Below are 23,703 nucleotides of genomic sequence, written 5' to 3'. Positions count from 1 at the left end.
CCCGGTCGTGGTTCAGCGCAGGCGGGCCGCGAGGGTGGTGAACTCCTCTTCGCTGATCGCTCCGGCGTCGCGCAGGCTGACGAGCCGGGCCAAGGCCGCCGCCGGGTCTTCCGTGGCCTGGCCCGATGCGCGGCCGTGCGCCTCCCATTTCAGCTGGGCGGTGCGGCGCTGCATGGCCTCGAGGTCGAACCGGGGATCACCCGCGAGATCGAAGATGACCTTGAGGGTGCCGGGTTCGTACTTCACCGAAACCACGTCGGCCTCGCCCGGTTTCCGCTCGATGATGTAGAACCGTTCGCGCACCTCGGCCCGGAACGCCGGCTGGCCTTCGGGTCGAACCTCGAGCACGAAGTCGTACTTCTGCCAGCTGCCGTTTCCGCCGAGAGTCGAGCTTTCCCGAACCGAGAGCACGAGCGCTTGAGCGCTGAGCCCACGCTTACGGATACGACGCTGGTCGAACATTGCAGGTCCTCTTATCGCTCTGGTGGTGGATTGGGCCCGTTGTCGCGCGCCGCGATGGCCAGGGCGATGAACTCACGGAACTCGGCGAACTGCACCGCGGTCATCTTCCACCGGCGCCCACCGACGATGTCGTTCGGACCGGACGCCCGCCCAAGCCGAACCTTGAACCCGTCACCGTGCGGCTGCCCGTCAATCCGGAGAAACGCGACGTGATACCGCACGCTCTCCTCGGTGTCCCGATGAAAGATCTCCAGCACACGACCGTCCAGCACCAGAATCTGACCGTCGAACGCAAACTCCGTCGTCATGTTCCCCTCAACACCTATAAGCCGGCCTCGCGCCACGCAACGCGACGTTGAAGGAACAGCCCATCGTCTGGATCTCCAAATTGATGGCGCACCCAGTCTCGATCCGCCGCACTCGTCACGCCAGCGGACGTACGGCTGATGGCGACACCCTGCTTCCTGTGGAAGAGGGGATCGGCGATCGAGCGCACCGGTATCGGCAGGTCTGCGCCCCCGGGCGGGGCGAATGCAACACGCAGCTCGCGGCGTCCTGGAGGGCGCCCGCCGCAAGATCATTGAGGTCATCGTCGGTGACGCCGTTGAGGCGGTGTGCGAGCCGAATTTCCAAGAATCATCAATGCGAGTCACTCCGAACACCTGTGCTCATGACTATAGTCATGAGCACAGGTGTAAGCGCTCGTTGCGCCGCCGTCAGCCCGTCCGTGGGGCGGGTGACGCGTCGCGCGGCTTTGCCAATCGCAGTATCACGGGTGATACTGAACGAAGGAGCGGAGCCGTGACAGACAGGCTGGCAAGGATCCTCACGGATATGCGCCGCAACGCCAACGACATCCGGTTCACGGATCTGCTCTACGTCTGCCGGCACTACTTCGGGGAACCGCGACTACAAGGCACATCGCACTATGTGTTCAAGATGCTGTGGCCTGGTGATCCGAGGGTCAACATCCAGAACAAGGGCGGGAAGGCCAAGCCCTACCAGGTCAAACAAGTCCTGATCGCGATCAAGAAGCTGGAGGAGCCGTTGTGAGCGCTGCTGATCACTACACATACCGCGTTCACTGGTCAGCGGAGGACGAGGAATACGTCGGCACCGTGGCTGAGCTGCCGTCGGTGTCATGGCTGGCCCAGGACCGTCTCGAAGCCTTCATCGGCATCCAGCGCGCCGCGGAGGAGATCGTCGCCGAAATGCAGTTGTCAGGCGAAGTTCCGCCGGCCGCTATCGCAGACAAGCACTACTCCGGCAAGTTCCAAGTCCGAGTGCCGGAAGAAGTCCATCGACGGCTGGCTGTGCGCGCGGCGGAGCAGGGCGTCTCGCTCAACGCGTTAGCGTCCTCACGGCTTGCCGGCGTCTGACGCAGTATCAGGGCGATGCGACGCGCAACGGCTGGTTGAGAATGCGCAGCGAGTCGACACGTTCTAGCCGCGGTCGAGACCTGGAGAAGTGGTGCGTCAGTCGAGGTGGTCGCTGGGCTGGGTCTGCAGCAGCCAGGCCAGCGGCATCTTCGCGCGTTCGGTGTAGGTGGCTTCCGCGGAGAGCTGGTAGAGGGTCACGGTGAGGGCGTCATCCCGGTCGACGACCCAGTACTGAGGGATGCCGGCCAAGGCGTATTCGCGGCGCTTGGTGACCTCGTCCATCGCCTCCGAGCCGGGCGAAACGATCTCGATCACCAGGAGGAGCTCCGCGACGGACAGCCAGACGGCGCGCGGCGGAGCCTTGCTCCACACGCTGACGTCGGGGATTCGACCTCCGTCTCGTCCCGGCCCCGGAACGCGAATGCCGGCGACCTGGAGCACCTGCTCGGCCGGCCAGCCGGCCATGATCAGCCAGGCGAAGAGCCGGCTGGCGATCTTTGCGTGTTCCGAGTCCGCGGAGAGCGTGACGGACAGAACTCCATCAGGGCTGGTCTCGTATCGGTGCCCGGTCAGGTCTGCGGCGTTCATCGCCGCCAAATCGCCGAGCGTCACCACGGCGGGGCCGCGTCCGCGCGGGTGGTCGTCGCTCATCGGCACGCCCAACAGGCCGCGACGACGGTCATCCTGATCAGCCCCCGAGCCGATTGAGTGGCGACCGGTCGCCGACGGACCAGCGGTGGCCGAACGGGTCGGTGAAGCCGCCCTGGCGGTGCGTGCCCCAAGGCGTGTGGTGGTCCTCGATGGCTGAGCCGGCGGTGGCGCCGGCGGCGATGGCGCGTTCGATGATGTGGTCGGGGTCGGCGGTGAACATCTCGATGCGGACGCTTGTCACGCCTGCCTGGTCGGGGCTGGTCTCGGCGGGGTTGTCCCGGTTGACCTCGTGGAGGAAGAACGGGGCGCCGGCGATCTCCAGGCCGGCCACGCCGCCGAGGTTCCACAGCTCGGTCGCGCCCAAGGCCGTCTTGTACCAGCTGGTTGCCGCGTCGGCGTCCGGGACGATGAGCATCACCGTGATCGCCGCCGGTTTAGCAAGCTCGGCAGTCATGCCCTCCAGCATGCCGCAGATCGCGAGGCATGAGGAGGGCGCTGATAGGTCGAGGGGCGATGCATCGGTTGACGTTACATACCGTCTGACGTACGGTCGGCCGTCATGCAGGTTCCGACGTTTCTGATCCTTGCCTCGTTGGCGGGGCAAGCTCGCCATGGGTACGGCATCGTGCAGGCGGTGGCTGAGTTGTCCGGCGGCGAGGTCAAGCTGCGGCCGGGCACCCTCTACGGCGCGCTTGAACGGCTTGTCGAGCTCGGGCTCATCGAGTTGGACCATGAAGAATCGGTGGAGGGGCGTCTGCGGCGCTACTACCGGCTCACCACGGATGGCGCCGGTGCGCTCGGTGTCGAGGCCGAGCGGATGCGGCGGCATGCGGATGCGGCTCGGGAACAGTTGCGCCGGCGGCCCGGGATTGTTCCGGGGTTCTCCGGAGGTGCCGCGTGAACCCCGAGACCTGGCCGGCCGTCGATGAGCGGCTGGAGCGGCACTACCGTCGGCTGCTGCTGTCCTATTCGGGGCACTACCGGCGCCGGCACGGCATGGAAATGATCACCACGATGCTGGAGATGGCCGAGCCGGGGCGTTCCCGGCCGTCGGCCCGTGACGCCTGGCATCTGGTCGCCAGCGGGGTGGGGCAACGGTTCCGGCTTCCGGCGGGGCGACCCTTCGGGTGGGTCGCGGCGGTGCTGGTGACCATGGTGCTGGGCGTGTTCGGTGCGGCCGCGGGCAGCTGGCTCGGCGAGCGCACCTTCACCGAACTGCCGTCACGTGCCGACGCCGTGAAGCTGCTGAGCTCCGCCGTTGCCGGCTCGGGCGGCAGCTTCATCCATCAATACCGCATGTCGGGCCGGGCCGATTTCCTGGGCGTCACCCTGTTTCCGAGTGCGCCCCGGCCGGGTGGCCCGCCGGCCTGGACCGTCGAAGAGGCCCGCACCGGTTTGGCCGCGGCCGGCTGGACCATCACCGAGTTCACGATCCACCCCGGCGTGAACTCGGTTACCTGCGGCCCGGACGAAAGGTCCGGCGAGACCTGCGCCTTCCAAACCCGGGACGCGGCCGTGACCGCCGAACGCGACGGCCTGGTCCTGTCCGGCACCGCGACCGACTGGAACGCCGATGAGTCCGGCACTGCCTTCGACGGCGGCATCCACGGCGAGATGTACGCCGAACGCAGCGCCGCCTACCTGCCGCTGATCGTCGCGGGTGCCCTGCTCGGCGGGCTGGCCGGATGGTTGCTGACCGCCGCGCTCGTCTACCGGATCCGCTCCGTGCCGCCGGGCCGGGGACGGCCGGCCGCGGCCGTCGCCGCCATCGCACTGATCATCGCCGTACCTCCGGTGTGGGCGATCGTGGTCAACATGGTGATGTTCGCCCAGCACCTCGCCGCCGCCGGGCCGGTCTACGCGGTGCACGCGGCCTTACTGCCGGGCTCGCACCTCGACGGCGTGGCGGCCTGGTTCATCCCCGGGTGCATGGCCGTGTCCGCGGCGGCAGCCGTGCTCGCGATGGGCATCCTGGTGGTGGGCACCGACCGGAAGGAATTGCCAGGCGCCACCCAGCCCATCTAGCCGAAGGGCGGGCGGCGGTCGATCTCCATCCAGCGCTCGGGGTGGCCGATCGGGGTGAAGCCCGCCTTCGCGTAGACCCCGTGTGCGTCGAGCGTCGCCAGGATGACGCGCTTGATGTCGTGGCGCTCGGCCCAGGCGACGGACCAGTCGGCGAGCGTGGTGCCGAGGCCGCGGCCGCGGTGGTCGCGGTCGACGTAGACGTCGCAGAGCCAGGTGAACGTTGCTCGATCGGACACGATCCGGGCCACCGCCGCCTGTGTGCCGCTCGGGGTGTAGAGACCGACCGGGAACGAATTGGCGAATGCGCGCTCGATCAACTCGCGGGTGCGGCCCTTGGCCCAGTAGGCGTCGGTGCTGATCCAGCGCACCACGCGGTCCATGTCGAGCTCGGTCGGGTTTTCACTCAGCCGGTAGTCACTCACCCGGCCATTCTTCCGGCCGCCGGCCGCCGCCGGCGCAGCCAATTCCCGGACTGTGGCCGCCTCGGCCGGCCCAGCAGAGGCACAACAGAGCGCAGACGTCGCGCGATAGGCGCGCTACGGCCGTAAAAACCTCGTTGCTTGCGGGCGGCAGCCGCCGTAGGCGGGGTTCGCGATGGTGCGGTTGTGGACCGCGTCGAGCGTACTCAAATGCGGTTGATCATTTGCTGCGTGCCGATCACTGACAGTAGGCGGAGGGCCTCTTCGGAGGGTGAGCCCGGGGTGGCGGTGTAGATGACCAGGCGCTGGTCGCGGTCGGCGATGTCGAGGACGTCGCAGTTGACGGTGATCGGGCCGACCTGGGGGTGCTGGAATGTCTTGACCAGGGTTGATTCGTCGGCTACGTCGTGGGATTCCCACAGTTCGCGGAAGTGTGCGCTTCCCTGGCGCAGGTCGCGGATCAGCTCGGCCAGTTCGGGGTCGCGGGGGTAACGGGCGGCGGCGGCTCGCAACCGGTACGCGGAGTGACGGGCGAAGTGGTCGGCGTCCGACACTCCGTAGAGGCGTTCGCCCAGGAACACCTTGCGGACCAGGCTGCGGTCCCGGCGGGGGAGGGCGGAGAAGTCCTCCATCAGGGCGGCGGCCAGGTCGTTCCAGGCGATCACCTCGAAGCTCGCCGAGATCACCGTCGCCGCGGCCAGGGGGAGCCGGCCGATCAGGTCGAGGATGCTCGGGCGCACCTCGCGGGACGGGCCCGGCGGCGGGGCCGGTGGCTCGCCGGCCAGGTGGTGCAGGTGGTGGCGCTCGGCGTCGGTCAGGCGCAGCGCCCGGGACAGGCCGGCCAGCACCTCCCGCGACGGGTGCGGGGCGCGGGCCTGTTCGAGGCGGGCGTAGTACTCGGGGGAGATGTAGGCCAGCTGGGCGACCTCCTCCCGGCGCAGGCCGGGAGTGCGGCGGCGCGGGCCGACCGGCAGGCCGACGTCGGCGGGGGCGATCCGCTCGCGCCGGCTGCGCAGGAAGTCGGCCAGTTCCTGTCGGTCCACGACATGAAGTGTCCGCGGGCCGGCGGTCCACAACCAGGTACTGGCGAAGCCTGGTTAACTTCCATGGGCCTGGGCAGGATGATTGTATGACAATGTTGCTGAGCGAGAAGGTTGCCTTCGTCAGTGGTGCCGGGCGGGGGATCGGGGCCGCCGCGGCGCGATTGTTCGCCCGCGAAGGGGCCCGGGTTCTGCTCGCGGCGCGGACGGAAGAGCAGCTCAAGGCGGTTACCGAGGAGATCCGGGCGGGTGGCGGCACGGCCGCGTACGTGGTGTGCGACCTCGCCGATCCGGACAGTGTGCGGGCCGCCGTCGACCGGGCCGTGGAGCGCTTCGGGCGGCTCGATGTGGCGTTCAACAACGGCGCGACGATTTCCCCGCCCGGGCCATTGGACGGCACAACTTTGGCGGACTTCGACCGGCTCTACGAGGTCAATCTGCGCGGGGTGTGGCTGGCGATGACGGCCGAGGTCGCGGCGATCCGGGCCACCGCCGGGTCGGGGGCGATCGTCAACAACTCCAGCGTCGGCAGCCTGATGGGCAATGCGGCACTGCCCGCCTACGGCGCGATGAAACGGGCGGTCAACAGCCTCACCGAGTCGGCCGCCATCACGTACGGGCCGGAGAACATCCGGGTCAACGCGATCGCGCCGGGCAACACCCGTACCGACATGATCGAAGCCTGGGAATCGGACTCGCCCGGCCTGGTGCAGCGGCTGATCGCGCAGACGCCGCTCGGCCGGCAGGCCGACCCGGACGAGATCGCGCAGGCCGCGGCGTGGCTGCTGAGTGACCGTTCGTCGTTCGTGACCGGCACGGTGTTGCGGGTGGACGGCGGCGCCAGAGCCTAAGCGGGGAGCAAGACCTCGAAGCGGCAGCCGCCGCCGGTGTTGCGCACCCCGACGTGCCCGCCGTGCGCCTCGACCAGCCCACGCACGATCGCCAGGCCGAGCCCGCCCCCGCCGCCGGTCCCCGGAGTGCGGGCGCGTTCGCCGCGGAAGGCGATGTCGAAGACCCGGTCCAGGTCGCCCTCGGGGATGCCGCCGCACGTGTCGGAGACGGTCAGCCACACGCCGTCGCGGCCGCGGCCGGCGTCGATGTGCACGGTGCCGTCGGCCGGTGTGTAGCGCACCGAGTTGATCAGCAGGTTGGTGACGACCCGGGCGAGTTCGCGTTCGCCGCCGCGGACCGTCGGCCAGCCGGTCTCCGCCGCCACCAGGCTGATCTTCTTGCCGGCGGCGAGCGGCGCCACGCCCGCGATCGCGTCGGACACCACCTCGCGCAGCGGCACGGTCGTCGGGACGAGCCGCAGCGCACCCGCGTTGATCCGGGACAGCTCGAACAGGTCGTCGACCAGCCGGGTCATCTGGTCGGTCTCGACCCGGATCCGCCGGTGATATTCGGCCACCCCGCGCGGATCGGCGACGATCCCGTCTTCGAGGGCCTCGGCCATCGCCCGCATCCCGGCGAGGGGGGTCCGCAGGTCGTGCGACACCCAGGCGACCAGTTCGCGGCGGCCCGCCTCGAGCCGGCGCTCCCGCTCCCGGGCCTGCTGCGCCCACACCGCCGAGGCGGCCAGCCGGCGCCCGAAGACCACCCCGGTGGCCAGGCTGACCACCGCGGCGGCGCACACGGTGAGCAGCACGACGCGCAGGTCGTGGCCGGACAGGAACATCGCTTTCGCGACCGTGGTCACCCCGGCGACCACGGCGAGGACGGTGACGGTGAGCAGCACGACGATGTGCGCGAGGATCGACCGGCGGCGCAGCGTCCGCAGCGCGGCCGCGCCGCCCACCGCGACGACGGCGCCGGCGATGAGCGCGTAGAGCCCGATGAGCAGGGTGTCGGTCACCGCGGGCCGGCCTCGTAGCGGTACCCGATGCCCCACACGGTCTGGATCCGGGTCGGTTCGGCCGGGTTCGGCTCGATCTTCTCCCGCAACCGCCGGACGTGCACGGTCACCGTCGACTGGTCCCCGAACTGCCAGCCCCACACCCTGTCCAGCAGGTCGGCGCGGGACCAGGCCCGTCCCGGATGACAGAGCAGGAAGACGAGCAGGTCGAACTCGCGCCCGGTCAGTGACAGCGGGTCACCGTCGAGCGCGGCGAGCCTACGGGCGGTGTCGACGGTCAGCCCACCGTCGGTGATCAGTGCCGGCGGCAGCGGATCGGCGGCCGGGGTGGCGCGGCGCAGCACCGACCGGATCCGCAGCACCAGCTCGCGCGGCGAGAACGGCTTGGTCACGTAGTCGTCGGCGCCGACCTCGAGCCCGAGCACCCGGTCGGCCTCCTCACCCAGCGCGGTCAGCATGATCACCGGCAGGTCGGGAAGGGTGCGGCGCAACCGGCGGCACACCTCGAGCCCGTCGATGCCCGGCATCATCAGGTCGAGCACGACGAGGTCCGGGCGCTGCGCGGCGACGGCGGCCAGCCCGTCGGCGCCGTCGGCGGCCAGCCGGACCTGACAGCCGTCCTGCTCCAGGTAGCGGCGCACGACGTCACTGACCGTAGGGTCGTCGTCGACCACCAGCACGTGATGTCCCACGCCGGTCACGCTACCCACCACGGGGCCCGGCGCCGCTATCCCGCGACCTTTCGGATTTCTTACGGCGCGTGCGGGCCACCGCGACGACCAGCAGGACCGCCGGCATCCACAGCGCATCGTGGGCAACGAGCACGGCAATCAGAAAAACAAGGATCCCGATGGGATCTGCGGTCAAAGTCCCCACGATTGCGTACGCGATGAGCACCGCACCCGCCGTCACCAACCCCACGCGTACCCTCATCGGATCTCCCGGACGGTGAGCCGGCCGATCCACTTGGTCTGCAGCACGCCGGGCCGGTTCGGCGCGATGAGCCGGGCCGGATAGCCGTGGTCGGGGTGCAGGATCTGCCCGCCGAGCCGCAGCGCGATGAGGGTGAGCGGGTCGCGGGTGTGTTCCGGCGGCACGGTGCTGACCCGGTAGCGGCCGTGCTGCTCAAGCGACTCGACCACCACGTCGGCGTGGTCCGGGTCGGCGCCGGCCAGGGCGGCGAGGTCGCGCAGCCGCACCCCGGTCCAGGTGGCGGTCGAGCTCCACCCCTCCACGCAGGCGATCGGCAGGTCGACGGTGTGCTGCGGCAGGGCGTTCAGGGCGGCCAGGTCGAGGCTCTGCTCGCCGTCCGGCCCGTCGATCACCAGGCGATATCCGGGGTCGGCGGTGATTCCGGCGGCCGCGGCGGTCTTGTTCACCGGCAGTCCCTGCGGGCCCTCGTCCGGCCGGCGCGGCGCGAGGAGACCCAGCCTGGCCAGGGGCCGGACGGTCTGGCCGACGGTGGTGACGGTGATCAGGGCGGCGGCGGCCGCGGTGCCGACCAGAAGCCGGCGGCGCTGGTGGTCCGGCGGCTCGTCCGGCCGCCGCCGTCGCCGTAGTGCGGCCCGGGCGATCGGCAGCTGCACGCCGACGTGGACGAGCAGGGCACCGATCGACAGCCAGGCCACCCAGTAGTGGCCGGTGGTGAAGAAGAACGGCATCGGCCCGTACCGGTGGTAGATGTTCAGAACGCCGCTGACCACCTGGAAGAGCGCCGCCGCCACCAGCAACGCGACCCCGGCCCGCTCGGCCGCGTGCGCAAGCGACCGGACCGGCGGCCAGACGAAGAGACGCGGATAGACCGACCACAGCTTGACGCCGAGCAGCGGCACACAGGCCAGCCCGGTCGCCACATGCAGGCCCTGGGTGACCCGGTAGAGCGACACCGGCCGCGACGGCCACCAGAACCACCCGCCCGGATGCTGAATCAGATGGCTGATCAGCCCGGTCAGGAAGCAGACGGCGAACGCGACGCCGAGCGCCACCCCCACCAGGCTGGTCAGCCGGGCCGACCGCAGCGGCGACGGAAAGGCACCCTCCGCCAACGGCCCGCGCCGGATGGCCGCCGGCGGTGCCGGAAGCGGTGCCCGCAGCCAGTCGACCACCCGGCGGATCAGTGCGGGGCCATCGTCGCGAACCATCGGTTCCCTCCCGTCCACGTGTCGAGGAGCCGCATCGACGTGGCCGCGGCCAGCGCGGGCAGGTCGCCGGGCGGCACCGACGCCCACGGCAGCTCGGTGGCGCCGCCGTCGATCCGGGCCGGGCCGGCCCAGCCGGTCGTGCCGGGCGCGGCCGTCTCGACGTGCAGCCGGCCGCTGGGCGCCAGCAGCCGGCGGCATCGGCGCAGCAGCCGGGCCGGGTCGCCGCCGATGCCGATGTTGCCGTCGGCGAGCAGCACGTGATGCCAGCGGCCGATGCCGGGCAGCGGTTCGAAGACGTCGCGGCGCAGCGCGGACGCACCCCGGCGCCGGGCCAGGCGCACGGCCGCGCCGCTGACGTCGATGCCCAGCGCCGGGCAGCCGGCCCGGGCCAGCGCCCCGGCGAGCCGGCCCGGCCCGCACCCGACGTCCAGGGTCGGCCCGGTGCACCGCGCGAGCAGCGTCTCGTCGCCGGGCAGGTCGTCCCGGCACCAGGCGGCCGGATCGAACCGATGCTCCCCGCCGGTCATGTGCCGCACGGTGAACGGCGTTGGTGTGGCACGCCCGAACACGGCATCGAACAGCGCAACCGCACTCACCGGGACACCTCGGCGGCGACCGCCCGGGGAAACCGCCGGCCGGGCGGGCAGAGACCGGCCACCGCGTACGCGTCGTCGGCCGTGTCCACATCGCGCAGGCCGGGCAGCTCGCCGACACGCAGGCCGCGGCGGCGCAACGCCTCCCGGGTCCGGGACCCGGTCGTCGCCGTCGACGTCGGAATGTCGCGCAGCACCACGGCATGCGCCGGCTCGCGCAGTCCGAGCCCCCACCAGCCGCCGTCCTCGGCCGGCCCGAGCACCGCGTCCGGACCGTCCGGGCTGGCCAGTTGCGCCAGGGCCGCGTCGAGTTGCCCGGCCGTGAGCTGCGGGGTGTCCATGCCGACCAGCAGCGTCGCGGTGCCCGCCACCCGGGTGTCGGCGAACGCGCCGGCCAGCCGTTCCCCGAGCGGGCCACCCCGTTGCAGTTGGCCTTCCCAGCCGGGCGGTGCGGCGACCGCGGTGTCGGTGACCAGCACGCGAACATCCGCACCGCAGGCCGACACCGCGTCGATCGTGTCGGCCAGGGCGGCCGCGGCCACCCGCGCCGCCTGCTCCGGGGTGCACGGCGGGCACAACCGGGTCTTGACCCGGCCGGGCACCGGCACCTTCGCCAGGACGACCACCCTCAGGCCGGCGTTCATCGGGACAGCACCCGGCTCATGTCGCGGATCGCGCGGGCGGTGCCGAGCGCGGTGCCGGTCACCTTCGAGCGGGTGCCGGCGGCCCGCGGCAGGTAGTCGACGTCGATCTCGGCTACCCGCCAGCCGGCCCGGCCGGCCGCGATCAGCAACTCGAGGGGGTAGCCGAAGCGGCGGTCGCGCAGGTCCAGGGCGAGCAGGCCGGACCGGCGGGCGGCGCGCATCGGGCCGATGTCGTGAACATCGAGGCCGGTCGTCCGGCGCAGCCGGTGCGCCAGCAGCGCGTTGGCGGCCCGGGCGTGCACCGGCCACACCCCGCGCGCCACCGGCCGGCGGCGGCCGGTGGCCAGCTCGGCGTCGCCGTCGTGCACCGGTCCGGCCACCGCCGGCAGCTGCGCCGGATCGAACGATCCGTCGGCGTCCATCACGCAGACCACACCGTCGTCCGCGGCTAGGACGCCGGCGTGCACGGCGGCGCCGTAGCCCGGTTCGGTCACCGTGATCACCCGGGCGCCATGCGCGCGGGCCACCGCGGCCGAGCCGTCGGTGGAGCCGTTGTCGACGACTATCGCCCGGTAGCCGGCCGGCATCCGGGCCAGCAGGCCGGGCAGGGCCGGGGCTTCGTTCCGGCAGGGCAGCACCACATCGGTCATGCCTCCGAACGCTAGTGACAACGGCCCTGAACAGGTCTTACGCGCCGATGACGAACCCTTACCGAACGATGACAAGGTCTTACGAACCGCTGACGCAGGCCCCGCGCGACCCCCGCCCGTCCTACCGTCGGCGCCGTGACCCACGTACTCGTAACCGGCGGAGCCGGCTTCATCGGAACCCATGTCGTGGCCGCGCTGACCGCGGCGGGCGACGACGTGACCGTGCTCGACTCGGGCAACCCGGCCGCCCACCGGGGGCCGATCCCGGACGTCATCGCCGGTGCCGTCGTGCACCGCGCGGACCTGCGTGACGGCGACGCGGTGACGGCCGCGCTGGCCGGTGTCGACGTGGTCGTGCATCAGGCGGCGATGGTCGGGCTGGGCCTCGACCTGGACGACCTGCCGGACTACGTCGGCTGCAACGACCTCGGCACCGCGGTGCTGCTGGCCCGGATGGCCCGCACCGGCGTGCGGCGGCTGGTGCTGGCCAGTTCGATGGTGGTCTACGGCGAGGGCGGTTACACCTGCGCCGGCCATGGCCCGGTGCGGCCCGGCCCGCGCGTGGTGGCCGAGCTCGCCGCGGGCCGGTTCGAGCCGCCCTGCCCGCGCTGCGGTGCGCCGCTCGCGCCGACCCTGGTCAGTGAGGACGCGCCGCTCGATCCGCGCAGCGTCTATGCGGCGACCAAGGTCGCCCAGGAGCATCTGACGTCGGCCTGGGCGCGGCAGACCGGCGGCTCGGTCGTGGCCCTGCGCTACCACAACGTGTACGGGCCGGGGATGCCCCGCGACACCCCGTACAGCGGGGTGGCCGCGATCTTCCGGTCCGCGCTGGAGGCCGGCCGGTCCCCGCGGGTCTTCGAGGACGGCGGCCAGCGCCGGGACTTCGTCCACGTCCGCGACGTGGCGGCGGCCAACCTGGCCGCGGTCGCCGCCACCGCGAGCCGGCCGGGGTGGCGGGCCTACAACGTCGCGTCCGGTCGTCCGGCGACGGTCGGTGAGCTGGCCGCCGAGCTGTCCACGGCGGCGGCCGGCCCGGTTCCGGTGACGACGGGGGAGTTCCGGCTCGGCGACGTCCGGCACATCGTGGCCAGTCCTGCCCGCGCCACCGCCGAACTCGGCTTCCGGGCCGAGGTCCGGCTGGCCGACGGAGTTGCCGAGTTCGCCGCCGCACCGCTACGCGGATGAGGATCGGCAAGGACGTGCTGGCGGCCGGCTCGATGGCGGCCCTGTTCCTGGTCGCGGCGGTGACCGCCGGGGTGCTGCAGGTGACCGGGCATCCGGTGCACGCGGGCGCGGCGCCGCTGTTCGCGCACTGGCTCCCGCACGTGGGTCCGGGCACCCCGCTGGTCGCCGTGGTGGCGTTCCTGACCTGCCGCTACGGTCCCGATCTCGCGCAGCGGCTGCGGTGGCGTCCACTGCTCGCCGCCTCGTACGCGACCGCGGTCGCCTGGACCCTGTCGCTGGCCCTGGTCGACGGCTGGCAACGCGGCGTGGCGGGCCGGCTGACCACCGGACCGGAGTACCTGACCGAGGTGCCCGGCGTGACCAGCATTCCGGCGATGGTGCGCGGCTTCAGCGACCGGATCCTCGACGGGCAGCCGGACTCATGGACCACCCACGTCTCCGGCCACCCACCGGGCGCCCTGCTCGTCTTCACCGTGCTCGACCGGCTGGGCCTGTCCGGCGGCGCCTGGGCCGGCCTGGTCTGCATCGCGGTCGGTGGGCTGACGGCCGTCGCCGTGCCGGTCACCGTGCGCCTGCTCGGCTCGGACCGGGCGGGACGGGCCGCGGTGCCGTTCGTGGCCCTGTTCCCGGGCGCCGTCTGGATCGGAGTGTCGGCCGACGGCCTGTTCGCGGGCGTGGTGGCCACCGGAACAGCGCTACTCGCCTACGGCGTGGTCCGCCGGGCCTCCCCGGCCGCGTTCGCGGCCGGCCTGCTGCTCGGGCTCGGCGCCTACCTGTCCTACGGTCTCGTGCTGATGGCCGTGGTGGCCGTCACGGTCGTGGCCGTGGCGCTCGCCGGTCACCGCTCCGGCCCTCGGCCCAGCCGCCGCCCCGGCTGGCATGCGGCCGCCTGGGCGACGGCCGGTGTGGCCGTGATGGCCGCGGCCTGGACCGCGGCCGGCTTCGACTGGCTGACCGGCTATCACTTGGTGACCCAGCGCTACTACCAGGGCATCGCCGCCCACCGCCCCTACGCGTATTGGGTGTGGGCCGATCTCGCCATCCTGGCCGTCGCCGCCGGCCCGGTCGCCGCCGCGATCCTCCGCCGCGCCATCGTCACCGCCGGTGCCGGGCTCCGCTCGGCCGCCGGGCCGCCGCAGAGCTTGGCAGCCGGGCCGCCGCAGAGCTTGGCCGTCTGGCCGCCACAGAGCTCGGCCGCCGGGCCGCCGCAGAGGTTCGCCGTCCGGCGGCCACGGAGGTACGCCGCATGGCCGCCGCTGAGGTTCGCCGGCCTGGCCGGTCAGGGTGTCTGGCTGCTGCCGCTCGCCGCCACCGCCGCGATCCTCCTGGCCGACCTCTCCGGCTACAGCAAGGCGGAGGTCGAGCGGATCTGGCTGCCGTTCACGGTGTGGCTGATGGCCGGTGCCGCCCTGCTGCCACCCACGACCCAGCGGCGCTGGCTGATCGCGCAGGCCCTGGTCGCCGTGGCCGTCAACCACATCGTGCTCACCGTCTGGTGAACCGCTGCCGAAGCCGGCCCCACAAAACCGGGCTACGACCGGGCAAGATCCGGACACCTACGCCGGGTCGGTCATGAATGGCCGTCCGGCCGCGTGCTTCGCAGATCAACTACCGCTAGTGTCCACTGCGTCTCACGACGTGCCGCACCTCAAAATGCCACCAATCGACATCTGTCGTTATATGTCTGGCATGTTTGACAACGGGGTTTAAGGCCGTATCTTGGGCGGACGTTTCCATGGCGAGCCGATGTCGATCGACGCGAGGGGTGCAGCAGAAGTTGTCCGTGTGGGATCGTGCACAGGTTGGTCCGCGCCGGGCCGCATTCGTGGCGCTCGGCGCCGTGGTCATGGCGCTCGGCGTGTGGGGTCTGGCCGACGGCCCGGATTCGCTGGAGTCGGTCCCGCTGGTGACCGCGCCCGAGTGGATGCCCGTCCCGCCCTCGACCGCGACCCCGGCCCCGGCCCCGACCCCGTCGGTCATCCTCGACAGCCCGACCGTGCCGGAGCTGGTCGACCTGGGCCGCACCGAGGTCGGTGAGCCGCCCGCCGCCGCGCCGACCACCACGACCACCGCGAGTGCCGCGCCGGTGACCCCGCTGCTGACCGTCACCGCCGGCGCGGTCCCCAATACCGTCGACCTGTCCCGCGAGGGCACCCGCGACTGGATCCACTGGGGCTTGACCGACGGGAAGTCGGTCGACCGCAAGAGCGGCGTCGCGGCCACGATCCAGGATCTCGGCAGTCCCGGCCCGCGCGGCCGCTACGACAACAACCCGCAGCTGTTCACCTGGTCGGACGGCAACCCGAACCGGTTCACCGGCGGCACCCCGACCGGCATCTACACGTGCGGCAAGGACGCCGGCTTCGTCGTCCGGGTGCCCGCGAGCACCGCGACCCGCACGGTCCATCTCTACGCCGGGGTCTGGCAGGCCAACGCCCGGCTCACGGTGACCCTGGACGGCGCCACCCCGGTAGCCCGCACCCTGACCAACACGCAGGCGATCAGCACCGCCCGGTTCGAGATCCGCTTCCGGGCCGCGGCCGGCAGCAAGCTGACCATGACCTGGACCGCCACCGACGTCTACAACCGGACCTGCGGCAACGTCGACATGCAGGCAGTCACCCTCAGCTGAGGTACGGTCATTCGTGCCCATCGATAGGCTTCGACCGATATTGGTAGCGCTGGCCGCCCTGCTGGTGGCTCTCGCCGGGGTCTGGTTGATCGTCGGCGCGGGCGGCGACTCCCGGCGTACCCACGTCGTGGTCGACCAGGTACCGATGGACGAGGTCCATCCGCCCGGAGCCGTGCGCCACCCCGGGGTCGTGGTCGCGCACGGCTTCGCGGGCTCGGCCAAGCTGATGGCCCAGTTCGGCGACACCCTGGCGGCCCGCGGCTACGTGGTGGTCCTGCTCGACTTCGACGGCCACGGCGCCAACACGACGCCACTCAAGATGGGCGACGACGAGGCGCTGCAGCGCGACCTCGACGTGGCCGTCGCCCACCTGCGCTCGCTGCCGGACGTCGACCCGGCCCGGATCGCGCTGGTCGGCCACTCGATGGGCGCCTCCGCCGTGACCCGCTACGCGGCCGGCCACCCCGACATCGGCGCGACGGTGGCGATCTCCCTGCCCGACGCGAGCGCCGCTCGGCCCGGCCACCCCGCGCGCCTGCTCCTGCTGGTCGGGGGACTGGAGTTCGCCGGTTTCCGGGACGCGGCCGCGCAGGCCGGCGGCGAAGAGGTCGTGGTGCCCGGCGTCGAGCACATCTCCATCCTGTATGCGACCCGCACCCACCGGGAGACCGCCGACTTCCTCGACAACGCCGTCGGCGGCCCGCTGCCCGCACCGACCCGACGAGCCGCCGGAGCCGCATTACTGCTGGTGGCACTGGCCGTAGGTCTAGTCCCGCTGGCCCGCCTGACCCTCGGCCCGGGGACCGAGGGCTGGCCCCGATTCGACTGGCCGCTGATCGGCCGGACGACCGCCCTGGCCGCGGTGGCGGCAACCGCGGCCGCCCTGCTCGCCCGCTTCCTGCCGACGACGCGTCTGCCACTCGCGCTCGGCGGGTACGTCGCGGCTCTGACGTCGATCACGGGCGCGGCGCTGTGGGCGTACGCAAGCAGGCGCCGCAGGCACATCGAAGCCGCACCGACCCGCCGTGCCCGCGCCGCACCCGCCCTGATTCTCTATGCGGCGATCACCATCGCCGTGCCGCTGCAGCTCGGCCTGACGCACGTCGTGCCTGTCGGCACGCGATGGTGGTTACTCGCGGTCGTGTGGGCCGGTTTCGCCCTTCTTGCGTACGGGGCGGAGCGCGTCACCGGCGGCAACAGCCTCGCCGCCCTGGCCGTTTCGGCCGTCACCGTCGTCGTCCTGACCGCCGCCGCGATCGCCGGTCTGACCTCGTCCTTCGTGCTGCTGGTCGCCCCGCTGCTGGCCGTCCTGCTGGTCTGGCAGGCGGCTTGGAGTGCCGTCCTGCACCGCTTCCAGGCGCCACGCTGGGTGATCGCCCTGGCCGGCTCGCTACTGGTCGCATGGCCGATCGCGACCACCCTGCCGCTGGTCGGCTGACCGCGCGTCAGAACCCGAACTGCTGCCTGATGCCGCCGATGAAGGTGGCGTCGTCGACGGCGGCCCGCTGGCCGAGCAGCTCGGCCGCGTAGGGCCCGGCGGTGTAGCGGAGCTGGTCCGTCCCGTCGGTGGCGGCCCGGAAGATCACCTCGGCGACGACCGACGCATCGTCCCCGCCGGCGGCAAACTCGGACAGAGCGGAGTAGAACGCGCCGACCAGCTTCTGATACTCGGCGAGGCTCTCGTCGTTGGTGAAGTCGAAGGAGCGGCCGCCGAAGTCGGTGTTGACGAAGCCCGGCTCGACGATCTTGACGGATACGCCGATCGTCGCGAGCTCGTAGTGCAGGGCCTCGCTCAGTCCCTCGACCGCGAACTTGGTGCCGTGGTAGAGCGTGCCGAGCGGGAAGGTGACCTTGCCGCCGACCGACGAGACGTTGACGATCAGGCCCCGGCCGTTCGCGCGGAAGTGCGGCAGGACGGCCTTGGTCGTTTCGATCAGCCCGAAGACGTTCACGTCGAACTGCCGCCGGACCTTGTCCATCGGGGTCGCCTCGAGCAGGCCGTACGCGCCGTAGCCGGCGTTGTTGAGCAGCACATCGATCCGGCCGAACCGCTCCAGACCGGCGTCGACGGCGGCCGCGATGGAGTCGGGGTCCTGCACGTCGAGCCGGGTGACGAGCACGTTGTCCAGCGTGCTGGGTTCGGGGTTGCGCATCGTGGCGATGACGTTCCAGCCCCGGTCGTGGAAGTAGGTCGCGGTCGCCCTGCCGATCCCGCTGGAGCTGCCGGTGATGAGGATGGTCTTGCGCTCGTTCGTCATGCTTTCGACGCTAGGGACGGCGCGGCGCGCGGGCACTAGCCGATGGCGCCGGACCACTCGCCGTTCACGCCATCGCCTACCTCGGTGCCGCGCCCGGCAACTACCGTCGTGGCATGTCATCCGGGCGGTTCACCCTCGATCCGGGCACCCGCGCCCTCCTGCACGACATCGGCATCTCCGTCGGCGGCGTGCTCCGGCGGGCGCAGCTGCCGGCCGGCCTGTTCACCCACGGCCCGGCCACGCTGACCGCCGAGGAGTACTACCGCTTCTGGGATGCGATCGGGGCCGAGGCCGACGACCCCGGCCTGGTGGTGCGGATGGGGCGGGCAATCTCGGTCGAGGCCTTCAACCCACCGCTGTTCGCGGCGCTGTGCAGCGCGAACCTGCGCACCGCGGCCGAGCGCATCGCCGCGTTCAAGCCGCTGATCGGCCCGGTGGTCATGGCGGTCGACGCCGGCCCCCGGGGTCTGACGCTCGCGTACCACTGGCCGCCCGGCCTCGAACCGTCACCGCTGCTGGTCGAGGCCGAGCTGGCGTTCTGGATCGCGATCGGCCGGATCGGCACCCGCCGTGAGCTGCACGCGACCCGGGTCACCATGCGGGTGGTACCGGCACATGCGGAGTCGGCCACCACGACGTCGTACTTCGGTACGCCGATCCGCCCGGGAGACGTGGACGCCATCACCTTCACGGCCGAGGACGCCGCCCGCCCGTTCCTCACCGAGGACGAATCCATGTGGAACTTCTTCGCCCCCGAGCTGCGCCGCCGCCTGGCCGAGCTGGAGGCGTCCGCCACCACCGCCGACCGGGTCCGCGCCGCCCTGCACGTGAACCTGCCGGCCGGCGACAGCTCGATCAACGCGGTGGCCGGCCAGCTCATCGTCAGCCCGCGCACGCTGCAGCGGCAGCTCCAGGCCGAGGGCACCAGCTACCAGGAGGTCCTCACCGGCACCCGGGAGACCCTGGCCCGCCGCTACCTGACCGACCGGTCCCTGACCGTGGCCCAGATCGCCTACCTGCTGGCCTACGACGACACCAACTCGTTCTACCGGGCGTTCCGAAGCTGGACCGGCGTCACTCCCGAGGCCGTGCGTGCCTAGTAATCCGGCCCGTAGTGCTCGCGGACCATCGCGGCGATCTCGTCGGCGGTGCCCGGCCTGGCGAACAGGTAGCCCTGGCCGTAGGTGACGCCCAGGTCGGAGAGCATCTCCTGCTGGTCGATGTGCTCGATGCCCTCGGCCACCGTGCTCAGCCGCAGCGCCTTGCCGAGCCCGACCACGGCCTCGGCCAGCGTCGCGTCGTCCGAGTCCAGGGTGATGCCGTCGATGAACGCCTTGTCGATCTTCAGGATGTCGATCGGGAAGCGCCGCAGGTAGGAAAGAGACGAGTAGCCGGTGCCGAAGTCGTCGATGGCGATGCGTACGCCCAGGTCGCGCAGCTCGTGCAGGGTGACGACGGTGGCGTCGACGTCCTGCATCAGCAGCGACTCGGTGATCTCCAGAACGACCAGGTCGGGCCGGATGCCACTGTCGGTCAGCGCCGCACGGACCGTGTCGACCAGGTCGGCCTCCTGGAACTGCCGGGCCGACAGGTTGATGCTGACCCGCACGTTCTCGGCGCCCGGAATCTCCCGCTGCCAGCGCGCCACCTCGTGACAGGCGACCCGCAGGATGTGCGCGCCGAGCGCCACGATCAGCCCCGTGCGTTCGGCCTGCGCGATGAACGCGTCCGGCGCGACCAGGCCACGCTCCGGGTGCTGCCAGCGGGCGAGGGCCTCGACCCCGACCAGCTTGCCGGACGGCAGGTCGACGATCGGCTGGTAGTTGACCACGAACTCGTCGTTGGCCAGCCCACGCTCCAGCTCGGTGCGGGCCTCCGCCTCCATGACCGCGGCCGTGTACATCGACGGGTCGAACACCGAGATCCGGTCCCGCCCGCCGGCCTTGGCCGCGTACATGGCCAGGTCAGCGTCGCGCATCAGGTCGTTGGCGGCGTCTCCGTCGGCGTCCTGCGTCGACTTGAGGGTGGCGATGCCGATACTGGCGGTCCCGATCAGATCGGTGGTCCCCAGCCGCACGGGTTGCTTGATCTCGGCGAGCAGCCGTTCCGCCATCGCATGCAGCCCGATGTCGTCCAGCTCCTCGACGAACACGGCGAACTCGTCACCGCCGAGCCGAGCGAGCGTGTCGGACGGGCGTACCGCAGCAGTCATCCTTTGCGCCACCGTGCGCAGGAAATCGTCCCCCGCCATGTGCCCACGGGTGTCGTTGATCTTCTTGAAATCATCCAAGTCGATAAGAAGAAGCGAAACCCTTCCTGATGTACGCGCGTGCCGGCGCACCGCCGTAAGGATGCGATCGAGCAGCAGAGCCCGGTTGGGCAGTCCGGTGACCGGATCCTCGAACGCCTGCCGGGTCAGCTGGGCACGCAGCGCCTTCTGCGTGCTGACGTCCCGCACGCTGAGAATGATCGCCTGAATGTCGGGATCGTCCAGGTGGTTGGTGGCGGTGACCTCAACGTCCAGCCAGGTCCCGTCGGTGGCCCGGCTACGCGACTCGAGCCGATCGGTGGCGCCGGCCCCGGCGAGCCGCAGCTTGCCGAGAAACTCCTGCACCCGCTCGAAATCGTCCGGGTGGGTCATGTCGCCGAGGTCAGCGATGGTGAGGGTGGCAGCGTCCCGGCCAAGAATCCGCCCGGTCGAGGTGCTGGCATACCGCACCTCGTGGTCCCCGACCGCCAGGACGGCGTCGGAGCCGTTCTCCATCAGCGCCGCGGTGCGACGCTCGGCCGCCCGCCGCTCCGCGAGATGGTGCCGGCGGTTGTTGGCGGTGAGCACACAGAGCCCCGCCACCCCACCCATCACGGCCGCGATCGACGAACTCAACGGCAGGTCGAGCGAGGGCTGAGCAAAGAGCAGCAGGAGGTACGCGGTGAACCCGCCGACGCCGATGGTGATACCCGCCCGCGACCCGATCGTGGTGGCCGCCGCCACGGTGATCATGACCGCACCGACCGGGAACAACAGCTCGGCGTCCGGGTCGGGCAGGCAGAACACGAATTGGGCGAGCATCGCCGCGGCGTAGGTGGCCAGGAGCGCACGGGGCATCCAGGGCCGCCGGGTAAGCGAGTCCCAGGGCAGGAAGTGCGCACCGACCAGCGTGAGAATCGCCAGCCCGAGCGGGAACAGGGCCCATCGCCGGGCCTCCGGCCACGCGAACAGGACGCGGACAACCCCCATCACGGTCAGTGCGGCGAAAACCCACAGGTTAAGCCGTATTTGACGCGACAGGTGGGTCACCCGGCCGCTCTCAGCGTCCGCCCAGCGCATCACCATGCCGCGATGATCGGCCCCGCCCACGCCGACCTGAGGGAATGTCACGCCGGGCGGGCCATCCGATCTTGGTGAATAGGATCTCTGCGTGACGTACGTCAGTGAGATGCGCGATCTCGTGACGTTCCTTGCGGGCCGGGTGACCGGCACCGCTACGCCGGACGGCGAGGAGGGATCCGAACTGGGTTGGTTCAGCCCGGACCAACTTCCCGCTCTCAGCGGATACAACGGGCTGCTGACGGCCCGGGCCCGAGCGGCACGACATATCGGCAGTGGCTCAGGGGACGCTTAGTGCTCGCCGAGCCGCTCGGCCGCTACTCGCCCGTGGTCAAAGTGGGCGAGTTGTTGTTTCCTTGCGGCTCAATCAGGTGTCGATCAAACGACGGGCGCCGTGCCCGCTGGTGGTTTTGAGGCCGAGTGCCGGCAGGTCGTCCGGCTCGCGGGCGGTCGACGCATCTCGGTCGAGGTAACGGCGGTTGTCGCCGTGAGGTGACTGGGTCGCCTACTCATGGGCGGCCCGGAGTCCCTGGTAGGCCGCGAGGTACGCGCCGATCCGCTCGCCCCCGGCCCGCATCCGCGGGTTGCGGTTCTCCGCGATGAACGCCGGCCGCCGCTCGTAGCTCGCCATCATGAATATGCGGTCATTGCATTGCAGGCCCCGCGAATGTCGCGCCGAGTCGCGGGTCAGCGCTGGCGCGATGCGATCTGTCTGCCGGTTTCCTCAGCGACGGACGTTGGGGGGTGACTCCAGGGTCACCTCGACGCCGACTGAAGCGGGATCTGGTTAGTCTAACCGGGCAAGGTCGTGTTCGTGGGCTGAGTCCGTCAGGCGCGCGGTGTGAGGGGATTTTAGGTGTATATCCGGGAGATCGAGCTGCGGAACGTGCGCGGGTTCCATGCCGCCCGCGACGTCGTGCTTGACCTCACCCGTCCGGACGGCTCGCTCGCAGGCTGGACGGTCCTGGCCGGCCGCAACGGTTCGGGCAAGACCTCACTGTTGCGTGCTGTTGCGCTCGCGGTCGGTGGACCTGGGGTGGCACGCAACCTGGTGTCCGACTTCGCCGACTGGGTCTCGGTCGGTGAGGCCTTCGGGGCTGCGTCCGTGCGGTTGACCTACGACACAAGCGTAGATCGGTTCAGTGGGAGTGGGCAGCCGTCCGAGGAGGCCTTCTGGGCGGGACTGGGCTGGCGAGTCGATGAGCAGGAAGGTCGCGGTTCGCGCGGCAGGCAGCCGTCGCTCGCTGCGATCGCCGATGTGGGCCGCTTATCCGTCGATACCCCGCGGGATGGGCCTTGGAGTGACAATCCGATCGGTTGGTTCTGCGCTGCGTACGGACCCTTTCGGCGTCTGATCGGCGGGTCGGGAGACGTGCAGCGGCTGATGATCGGCCGTGGCCCCGCTGCGCGGATGGCTAGTCTCTTCCACGAAGACGCCTCGCTCGCCGAGGGCGTCGGCTGGCTCATCGATCAGCACCTGCGGTCCTTAGAGCGTAAGCCCGGTGCCGAGCATCTGAAACGTGTGGCACTGGCTGTATTGGGCGACGGGCTGCTGCCCGACGGCTACAACATTCAAGACGTCGACTCGGACGGGCTCTGGGTCGAGCGAGACGGATATCGCTTTCCCCTGCGAGAGATGAGCGACGGCTACCGCACCGTCGCTGCGCTCGTTGTCGACCTGTTGAAGCAGGTGTATGACGCGTACGGCAGCCTCGATGCGAGCTTGATCGACGGCATGATGGCTGTTGCTGCTCCTGGCGTCGTCATCATCGACGAGGTTGATGCACACCTGCACGTGTCGTGGCAGAAGCGCATCGGGGGATGGCTCAAGCGGCACTTTCCGCAAACGCAGTTCATCGTGACCACACACAGCCCGTACATCTGCCAGGCGGCCGACGAGCACGGACTGATCCGTCTTCCGGGGCCGGATGAGGATGAGCCGCCACGGATCGTGAACAAGGAACTATATGAGCGGATCGTGTACGGCAGCGGGGACGACGCCGTCATGTCGGAGTTGTTCGGGCTCGACACTCCCTATTCGGAACAGGCCGTTCTACTGCGCCGGGAGTTGGGCGACCTGGAAACGGCCGTTGTGGTCGGTGCGGCGGACGCCCGGGCGATTCGCCGCTATGAAGAGTTGCGGGACCTGCTGACCAGTTCGCCGCCGGCGCGGGTCGATGAGCTCGCGGCGCGATTGGTGACGGACGCGGAGCAGCACCGGCCGTGATTCCGATCCGCCGATTGTCGTTGCCCGCCCAGGTCACCGCCGATATGACGACGCTTACCGAGCAGATCGAGGTCGCGGAGCCTGACGAGCGTGTGAAGACCGCGCGGGGCCTGTGGCGTGCTTCGAGGACCCGTTCCATCGTCACTGGCCCGGTCCGCGGGGTCCTACAGCGGATGGCGCCCGGAGCTGAACGGTGCATGTACTGCGGCGACAGCTT

General features: G+C 70.9%; 29 protein-coding genes. 13 read left to right on the top strand and 16 right to left on the bottom strand.

Features of this window, described 5'->3' with window-relative positions:
* Window positions 1-12: 12 nt before the first annotated feature.
* Window positions 13-462 (bottom strand): SHOCT domain-containing protein, encoded by a 450-nt coding sequence (locus Adu01nite_RS41325; RefSeq protein WP_203734824.1) that lies wholly within the window; start codon window positions 460-462, stop codon window positions 13-15.
* Between the two features lie 11 nt (window positions 463-473).
* Window positions 474-770 carry a hypothetical protein gene (locus Adu01nite_RS41320; RefSeq protein WP_203734823.1) on the bottom strand — a complete coding sequence of 99 codons (297 nt, stop codon included), beginning with the start codon at window positions 768-770 and terminating at the stop codon, window positions 474-476.
* Between the two features lie 493 nt (window positions 771-1,263).
* On the opposite strand from Adu01nite_RS41320, the gene Adu01nite_RS41315 reads away from it, so the two are divergent.
* Window positions 1,264-1,515: a toxin HicA gene (locus Adu01nite_RS41315; protein ID WP_239133106.1), complete on the top strand. Its 252-nt coding sequence runs from the start codon at window positions 1,264-1,266 to the stop codon at window positions 1,513-1,515.
* Window positions 1,512-1,841 carry a type II toxin-antitoxin system HicB family antitoxin gene (locus Adu01nite_RS41310; RefSeq protein WP_203734822.1) on the top strand — a complete coding sequence of 110 codons (330 nt, stop codon included), beginning with the start codon at window positions 1,512-1,514 and terminating at the stop codon, window positions 1,839-1,841. Before Adu01nite_RS41315 ends, Adu01nite_RS41310 begins: the two co-directional genes overlap by 4 nt.
* A 96-nt stretch (window positions 1,842-1,937) precedes the next feature.
* On the opposite strand, the gene Adu01nite_RS41305 is transcribed toward Adu01nite_RS41310, so the two are convergent.
* Both Adu01nite_RS41305 and Adu01nite_RS41300 read right to left on the bottom strand, forming a co-directional pair.
* Window positions 1,938-2,492, bottom strand: a complete 555-nt coding sequence (locus tag Adu01nite_RS41305; protein WP_203734821.1) for a Uma2 family endonuclease — start codon at window positions 2,490-2,492, stop codon at window positions 1,938-1,940.
* Between the two features lie 37 nt (window positions 2,493-2,529).
* A complete protein-coding gene (locus Adu01nite_RS41300) occupies window positions 2,530-2,946 on the bottom strand; it encodes a VOC family protein (RefSeq protein ID WP_203734820.1) in 417 nt (138 codons plus the stop codon).
* A gap of 105 nt (window positions 2,947-3,051) precedes the next feature.
* Between Adu01nite_RS41300 and Adu01nite_RS41295 the strand changes: the two genes are divergently transcribed.
* Together Adu01nite_RS41295 and Adu01nite_RS41290 are read left to right on the top strand one after the other, a co-directional pair.
* Window positions 3,052-3,393, top strand: coding sequence for a PadR family transcriptional regulator (locus Adu01nite_RS41295; RefSeq protein ID WP_203734819.1), 342 nt, complete (start codon window positions 3,052-3,054; stop codon window positions 3,391-3,393).
* The gene (locus Adu01nite_RS41290; protein ID WP_203734818.1) at window positions 3,390-4,517 is read left to right on the top strand and encodes a hypothetical protein; all 1,128 of its coding nucleotides are present in this window, start codon (window positions 3,390-3,392) and stop codon (window positions 4,515-4,517) included. Before Adu01nite_RS41295 ends, Adu01nite_RS41290 begins: the two co-directional genes overlap by 4 nt.
* Here Adu01nite_RS41290 and Adu01nite_RS41285 read toward each other — a convergent pair.
* Both Adu01nite_RS41285 and Adu01nite_RS41280 read right to left on the bottom strand, forming a co-directional pair.
* Entirely contained in the window at window positions 4,514-4,897 is a 384-nt protein-coding gene (locus tag Adu01nite_RS41285) for a GNAT family N-acetyltransferase (RefSeq protein WP_203734929.1), read from the bottom strand. The two genes, Adu01nite_RS41290 and Adu01nite_RS41285, sit on opposite strands and share 4 nt — an antisense overlap.
* Before the next feature lie 245 nt (window positions 4,898-5,142).
* Window positions 5,143-5,979: a helix-turn-helix transcriptional regulator gene (locus Adu01nite_RS41280; RefSeq protein ID WP_203734817.1), complete on the bottom strand. Its 837-nt coding sequence runs from the start codon at window positions 5,977-5,979 to the stop codon at window positions 5,143-5,145.
* A gap of 86 nt (window positions 5,980-6,065) precedes the next feature.
* Between Adu01nite_RS41280 and Adu01nite_RS41275 the strand changes: the two genes are divergently transcribed.
* On the top strand, window positions 6,066-6,827 hold the full coding sequence (locus Adu01nite_RS41275; protein WP_203734816.1) for an SDR family NAD(P)-dependent oxidoreductase: 762 nt from the start codon (window positions 6,066-6,068) through the stop codon (window positions 6,825-6,827).
* Here Adu01nite_RS41275 and Adu01nite_RS41270 read toward each other — a convergent pair.
* Genes Adu01nite_RS41270 through Adu01nite_RS41240 form a run of 7 tightly spaced genes read right to left on the bottom strand, consistent with a single transcriptional unit; the run spans window position 6,824 to window position 11,856 of the window.
* A complete protein-coding gene (locus Adu01nite_RS41270; protein ID WP_203734815.1) occupies window positions 6,824-7,828 on the bottom strand; it encodes a sensor histidine kinase in 1,005 nt (334 codons plus the stop codon). The genes Adu01nite_RS41275 and Adu01nite_RS41270 overlap by 4 nt on opposite strands.
* Entirely contained in the window at window positions 7,825-8,520 is a 696-nt protein-coding gene (locus Adu01nite_RS41265; protein WP_203734814.1) for a response regulator transcription factor, read from the bottom strand. Before Adu01nite_RS41265 ends, Adu01nite_RS41270 begins: the two co-directional genes overlap by 4 nt.
* A gap of 10 nt (window positions 8,521-8,530) precedes the next feature.
* Entirely contained in the window at window positions 8,531-8,761 is a 231-nt protein-coding gene (locus tag Adu01nite_RS41260) for a hypothetical protein (RefSeq protein WP_203734813.1), read from the bottom strand.
* Window positions 8,758-9,969 carry a molybdopterin-dependent oxidoreductase gene (locus tag Adu01nite_RS41255; protein WP_203734812.1) on the bottom strand — a complete coding sequence of 404 codons (1,212 nt, stop codon included), beginning with the start codon at window positions 9,967-9,969 and terminating at the stop codon, window positions 8,758-8,760. Before Adu01nite_RS41255 ends, Adu01nite_RS41260 begins: the two co-directional genes overlap by 4 nt.
* On the bottom strand, window positions 9,942-10,565 hold the full coding sequence (locus tag Adu01nite_RS41250; RefSeq protein ID WP_239133105.1) for a methyltransferase domain-containing protein: 624 nt from the start codon (window positions 10,563-10,565) through the stop codon (window positions 9,942-9,944). Before Adu01nite_RS41250 ends, Adu01nite_RS41255 begins: the two co-directional genes overlap by 28 nt.
* On the bottom strand, window positions 10,562-11,206 hold the full coding sequence (locus Adu01nite_RS41245; RefSeq protein WP_203734811.1) for a TIGR04282 family arsenosugar biosynthesis glycosyltransferase: 645 nt from the start codon (window positions 11,204-11,206) through the stop codon (window positions 10,562-10,564). Before Adu01nite_RS41245 ends, Adu01nite_RS41250 begins: the two co-directional genes overlap by 4 nt.
* The gene (locus Adu01nite_RS41240; protein WP_203734810.1) at window positions 11,203-11,856 is read right to left on the bottom strand and encodes a glycosyltransferase family 2 protein; all 654 of its coding nucleotides are present in this window, start codon (window positions 11,854-11,856) and stop codon (window positions 11,203-11,205) included. The genes Adu01nite_RS41245 and Adu01nite_RS41240 overlap by 4 nt, the downstream gene beginning before the upstream one ends.
* Before the next feature lie 135 nt (window positions 11,857-11,991).
* Between Adu01nite_RS41240 and Adu01nite_RS41235 the strand changes: the two genes are divergently transcribed.
* From Adu01nite_RS41235 to Adu01nite_RS41220, 4 genes are all read left to right on the top strand, one after another.
* Window positions 11,992-13,041, top strand: coding sequence for an NAD-dependent epimerase/dehydratase family protein (locus Adu01nite_RS41235; RefSeq protein WP_203734809.1), 1,050 nt, complete (start codon window positions 11,992-11,994; stop codon window positions 13,039-13,041).
* Window positions 13,038-14,540: a hypothetical protein gene (locus Adu01nite_RS41230; protein ID WP_203734808.1), complete on the top strand. Its 1,503-nt coding sequence runs from the start codon at window positions 13,038-13,040 to the stop codon at window positions 14,538-14,540. The genes Adu01nite_RS41235 and Adu01nite_RS41230 overlap by 4 nt, the downstream gene beginning before the upstream one ends.
* Window positions 14,541-14,824: 284 nt before the next feature.
* Window positions 14,825-15,673: a hypothetical protein gene (locus Adu01nite_RS41225; RefSeq protein ID WP_203734807.1), complete on the top strand. Its 849-nt coding sequence runs from the start codon at window positions 14,825-14,827 to the stop codon at window positions 15,671-15,673.
* A 13-nt stretch (window positions 15,674-15,686) separates the two neighbouring features.
* Window positions 15,687-17,111 (top strand): dienelactone hydrolase family protein, encoded by a 1,425-nt coding sequence (locus tag Adu01nite_RS41220; RefSeq protein WP_203734806.1) that lies wholly within the window; start codon window positions 15,687-15,689, stop codon window positions 17,109-17,111.
* 7 nt (window positions 17,112-17,118) lie between these two features.
* Here the strand turns inward: Adu01nite_RS41220 and Adu01nite_RS41215 are convergent, their stop codons facing one another.
* Window positions 17,119-17,931: an SDR family oxidoreductase gene (locus Adu01nite_RS41215; protein WP_203734805.1), complete on the bottom strand. Its 813-nt coding sequence runs from the start codon at window positions 17,929-17,931 to the stop codon at window positions 17,119-17,121.
* A 113-nt stretch (window positions 17,932-18,044) separates the two neighbouring features.
* On the opposite strand from Adu01nite_RS41215, the gene Adu01nite_RS41210 reads away from it, so the two are divergent.
* The gene (locus tag Adu01nite_RS41210; protein WP_203734804.1) at window positions 18,045-19,031 is read left to right on the top strand and encodes an AraC family transcriptional regulator; all 987 of its coding nucleotides are present in this window, start codon (window positions 18,045-18,047) and stop codon (window positions 19,029-19,031) included.
* On the opposite strand, the gene Adu01nite_RS41205 is transcribed toward Adu01nite_RS41210, so the two are convergent.
* Window positions 19,028-21,265: a putative bifunctional diguanylate cyclase/phosphodiesterase gene (locus Adu01nite_RS41205; RefSeq protein WP_203734803.1), complete on the bottom strand. Its 2,238-nt coding sequence runs from the start codon at window positions 21,263-21,265 to the stop codon at window positions 19,028-19,030. The two genes, Adu01nite_RS41210 and Adu01nite_RS41205, sit on opposite strands and share 4 nt — an antisense overlap.
* Before the next feature lie 85 nt (window positions 21,266-21,350).
* Between Adu01nite_RS41205 and Adu01nite_RS41200 the strand changes: the two genes are divergently transcribed.
* Window positions 21,351-21,554: an NUDIX hydrolase gene (locus Adu01nite_RS41200; protein ID WP_203734802.1), complete on the top strand. Its 204-nt coding sequence runs from the start codon at window positions 21,351-21,353 to the stop codon at window positions 21,552-21,554.
* A 210-nt stretch (window positions 21,555-21,764) separates the two neighbouring features.
* On the opposite strand, the gene Adu01nite_RS48675 is transcribed toward Adu01nite_RS41200, so the two are convergent.
* A complete protein-coding gene (locus Adu01nite_RS48675) occupies window positions 21,765-21,893 on the bottom strand; it encodes a hypothetical protein (RefSeq protein WP_275414766.1) in 129 nt (42 codons plus the stop codon).
* 222 nt (window positions 21,894-22,115) lie between these two features.
* Here Adu01nite_RS48675 and Adu01nite_RS41195 point away from each other — a divergent pair, with 222 nt between their 5' ends.
* On the top strand, window positions 22,116-23,486 hold the full coding sequence (locus Adu01nite_RS41195) for an AAA family ATPase (protein ID WP_203734801.1): 1,371 nt from the start codon (window positions 22,116-22,118) through the stop codon (window positions 23,484-23,486).
* A partial coding sequence (locus tag Adu01nite_RS41190; RefSeq protein ID WP_203734800.1) for a hypothetical protein occupies window positions 23,483-23,703 on the top strand: 221 nt, incomplete at its 3' end. The genes Adu01nite_RS41195 and Adu01nite_RS41190, both read left to right, overlap by 4 nt.

Source organism: Paractinoplanes durhamensis, from assembly GCF_016862175.1.
Classification (GTDB): domain Bacteria; phylum Actinomycetota; class Actinomycetes; order Mycobacteriales; family Micromonosporaceae; genus Actinoplanes; species Actinoplanes durhamensis.
The sequence above is the reverse complement of the archived record's forward strand: the minus strand, read 5'-3'. Positions and strand labels throughout refer to the sequence as shown.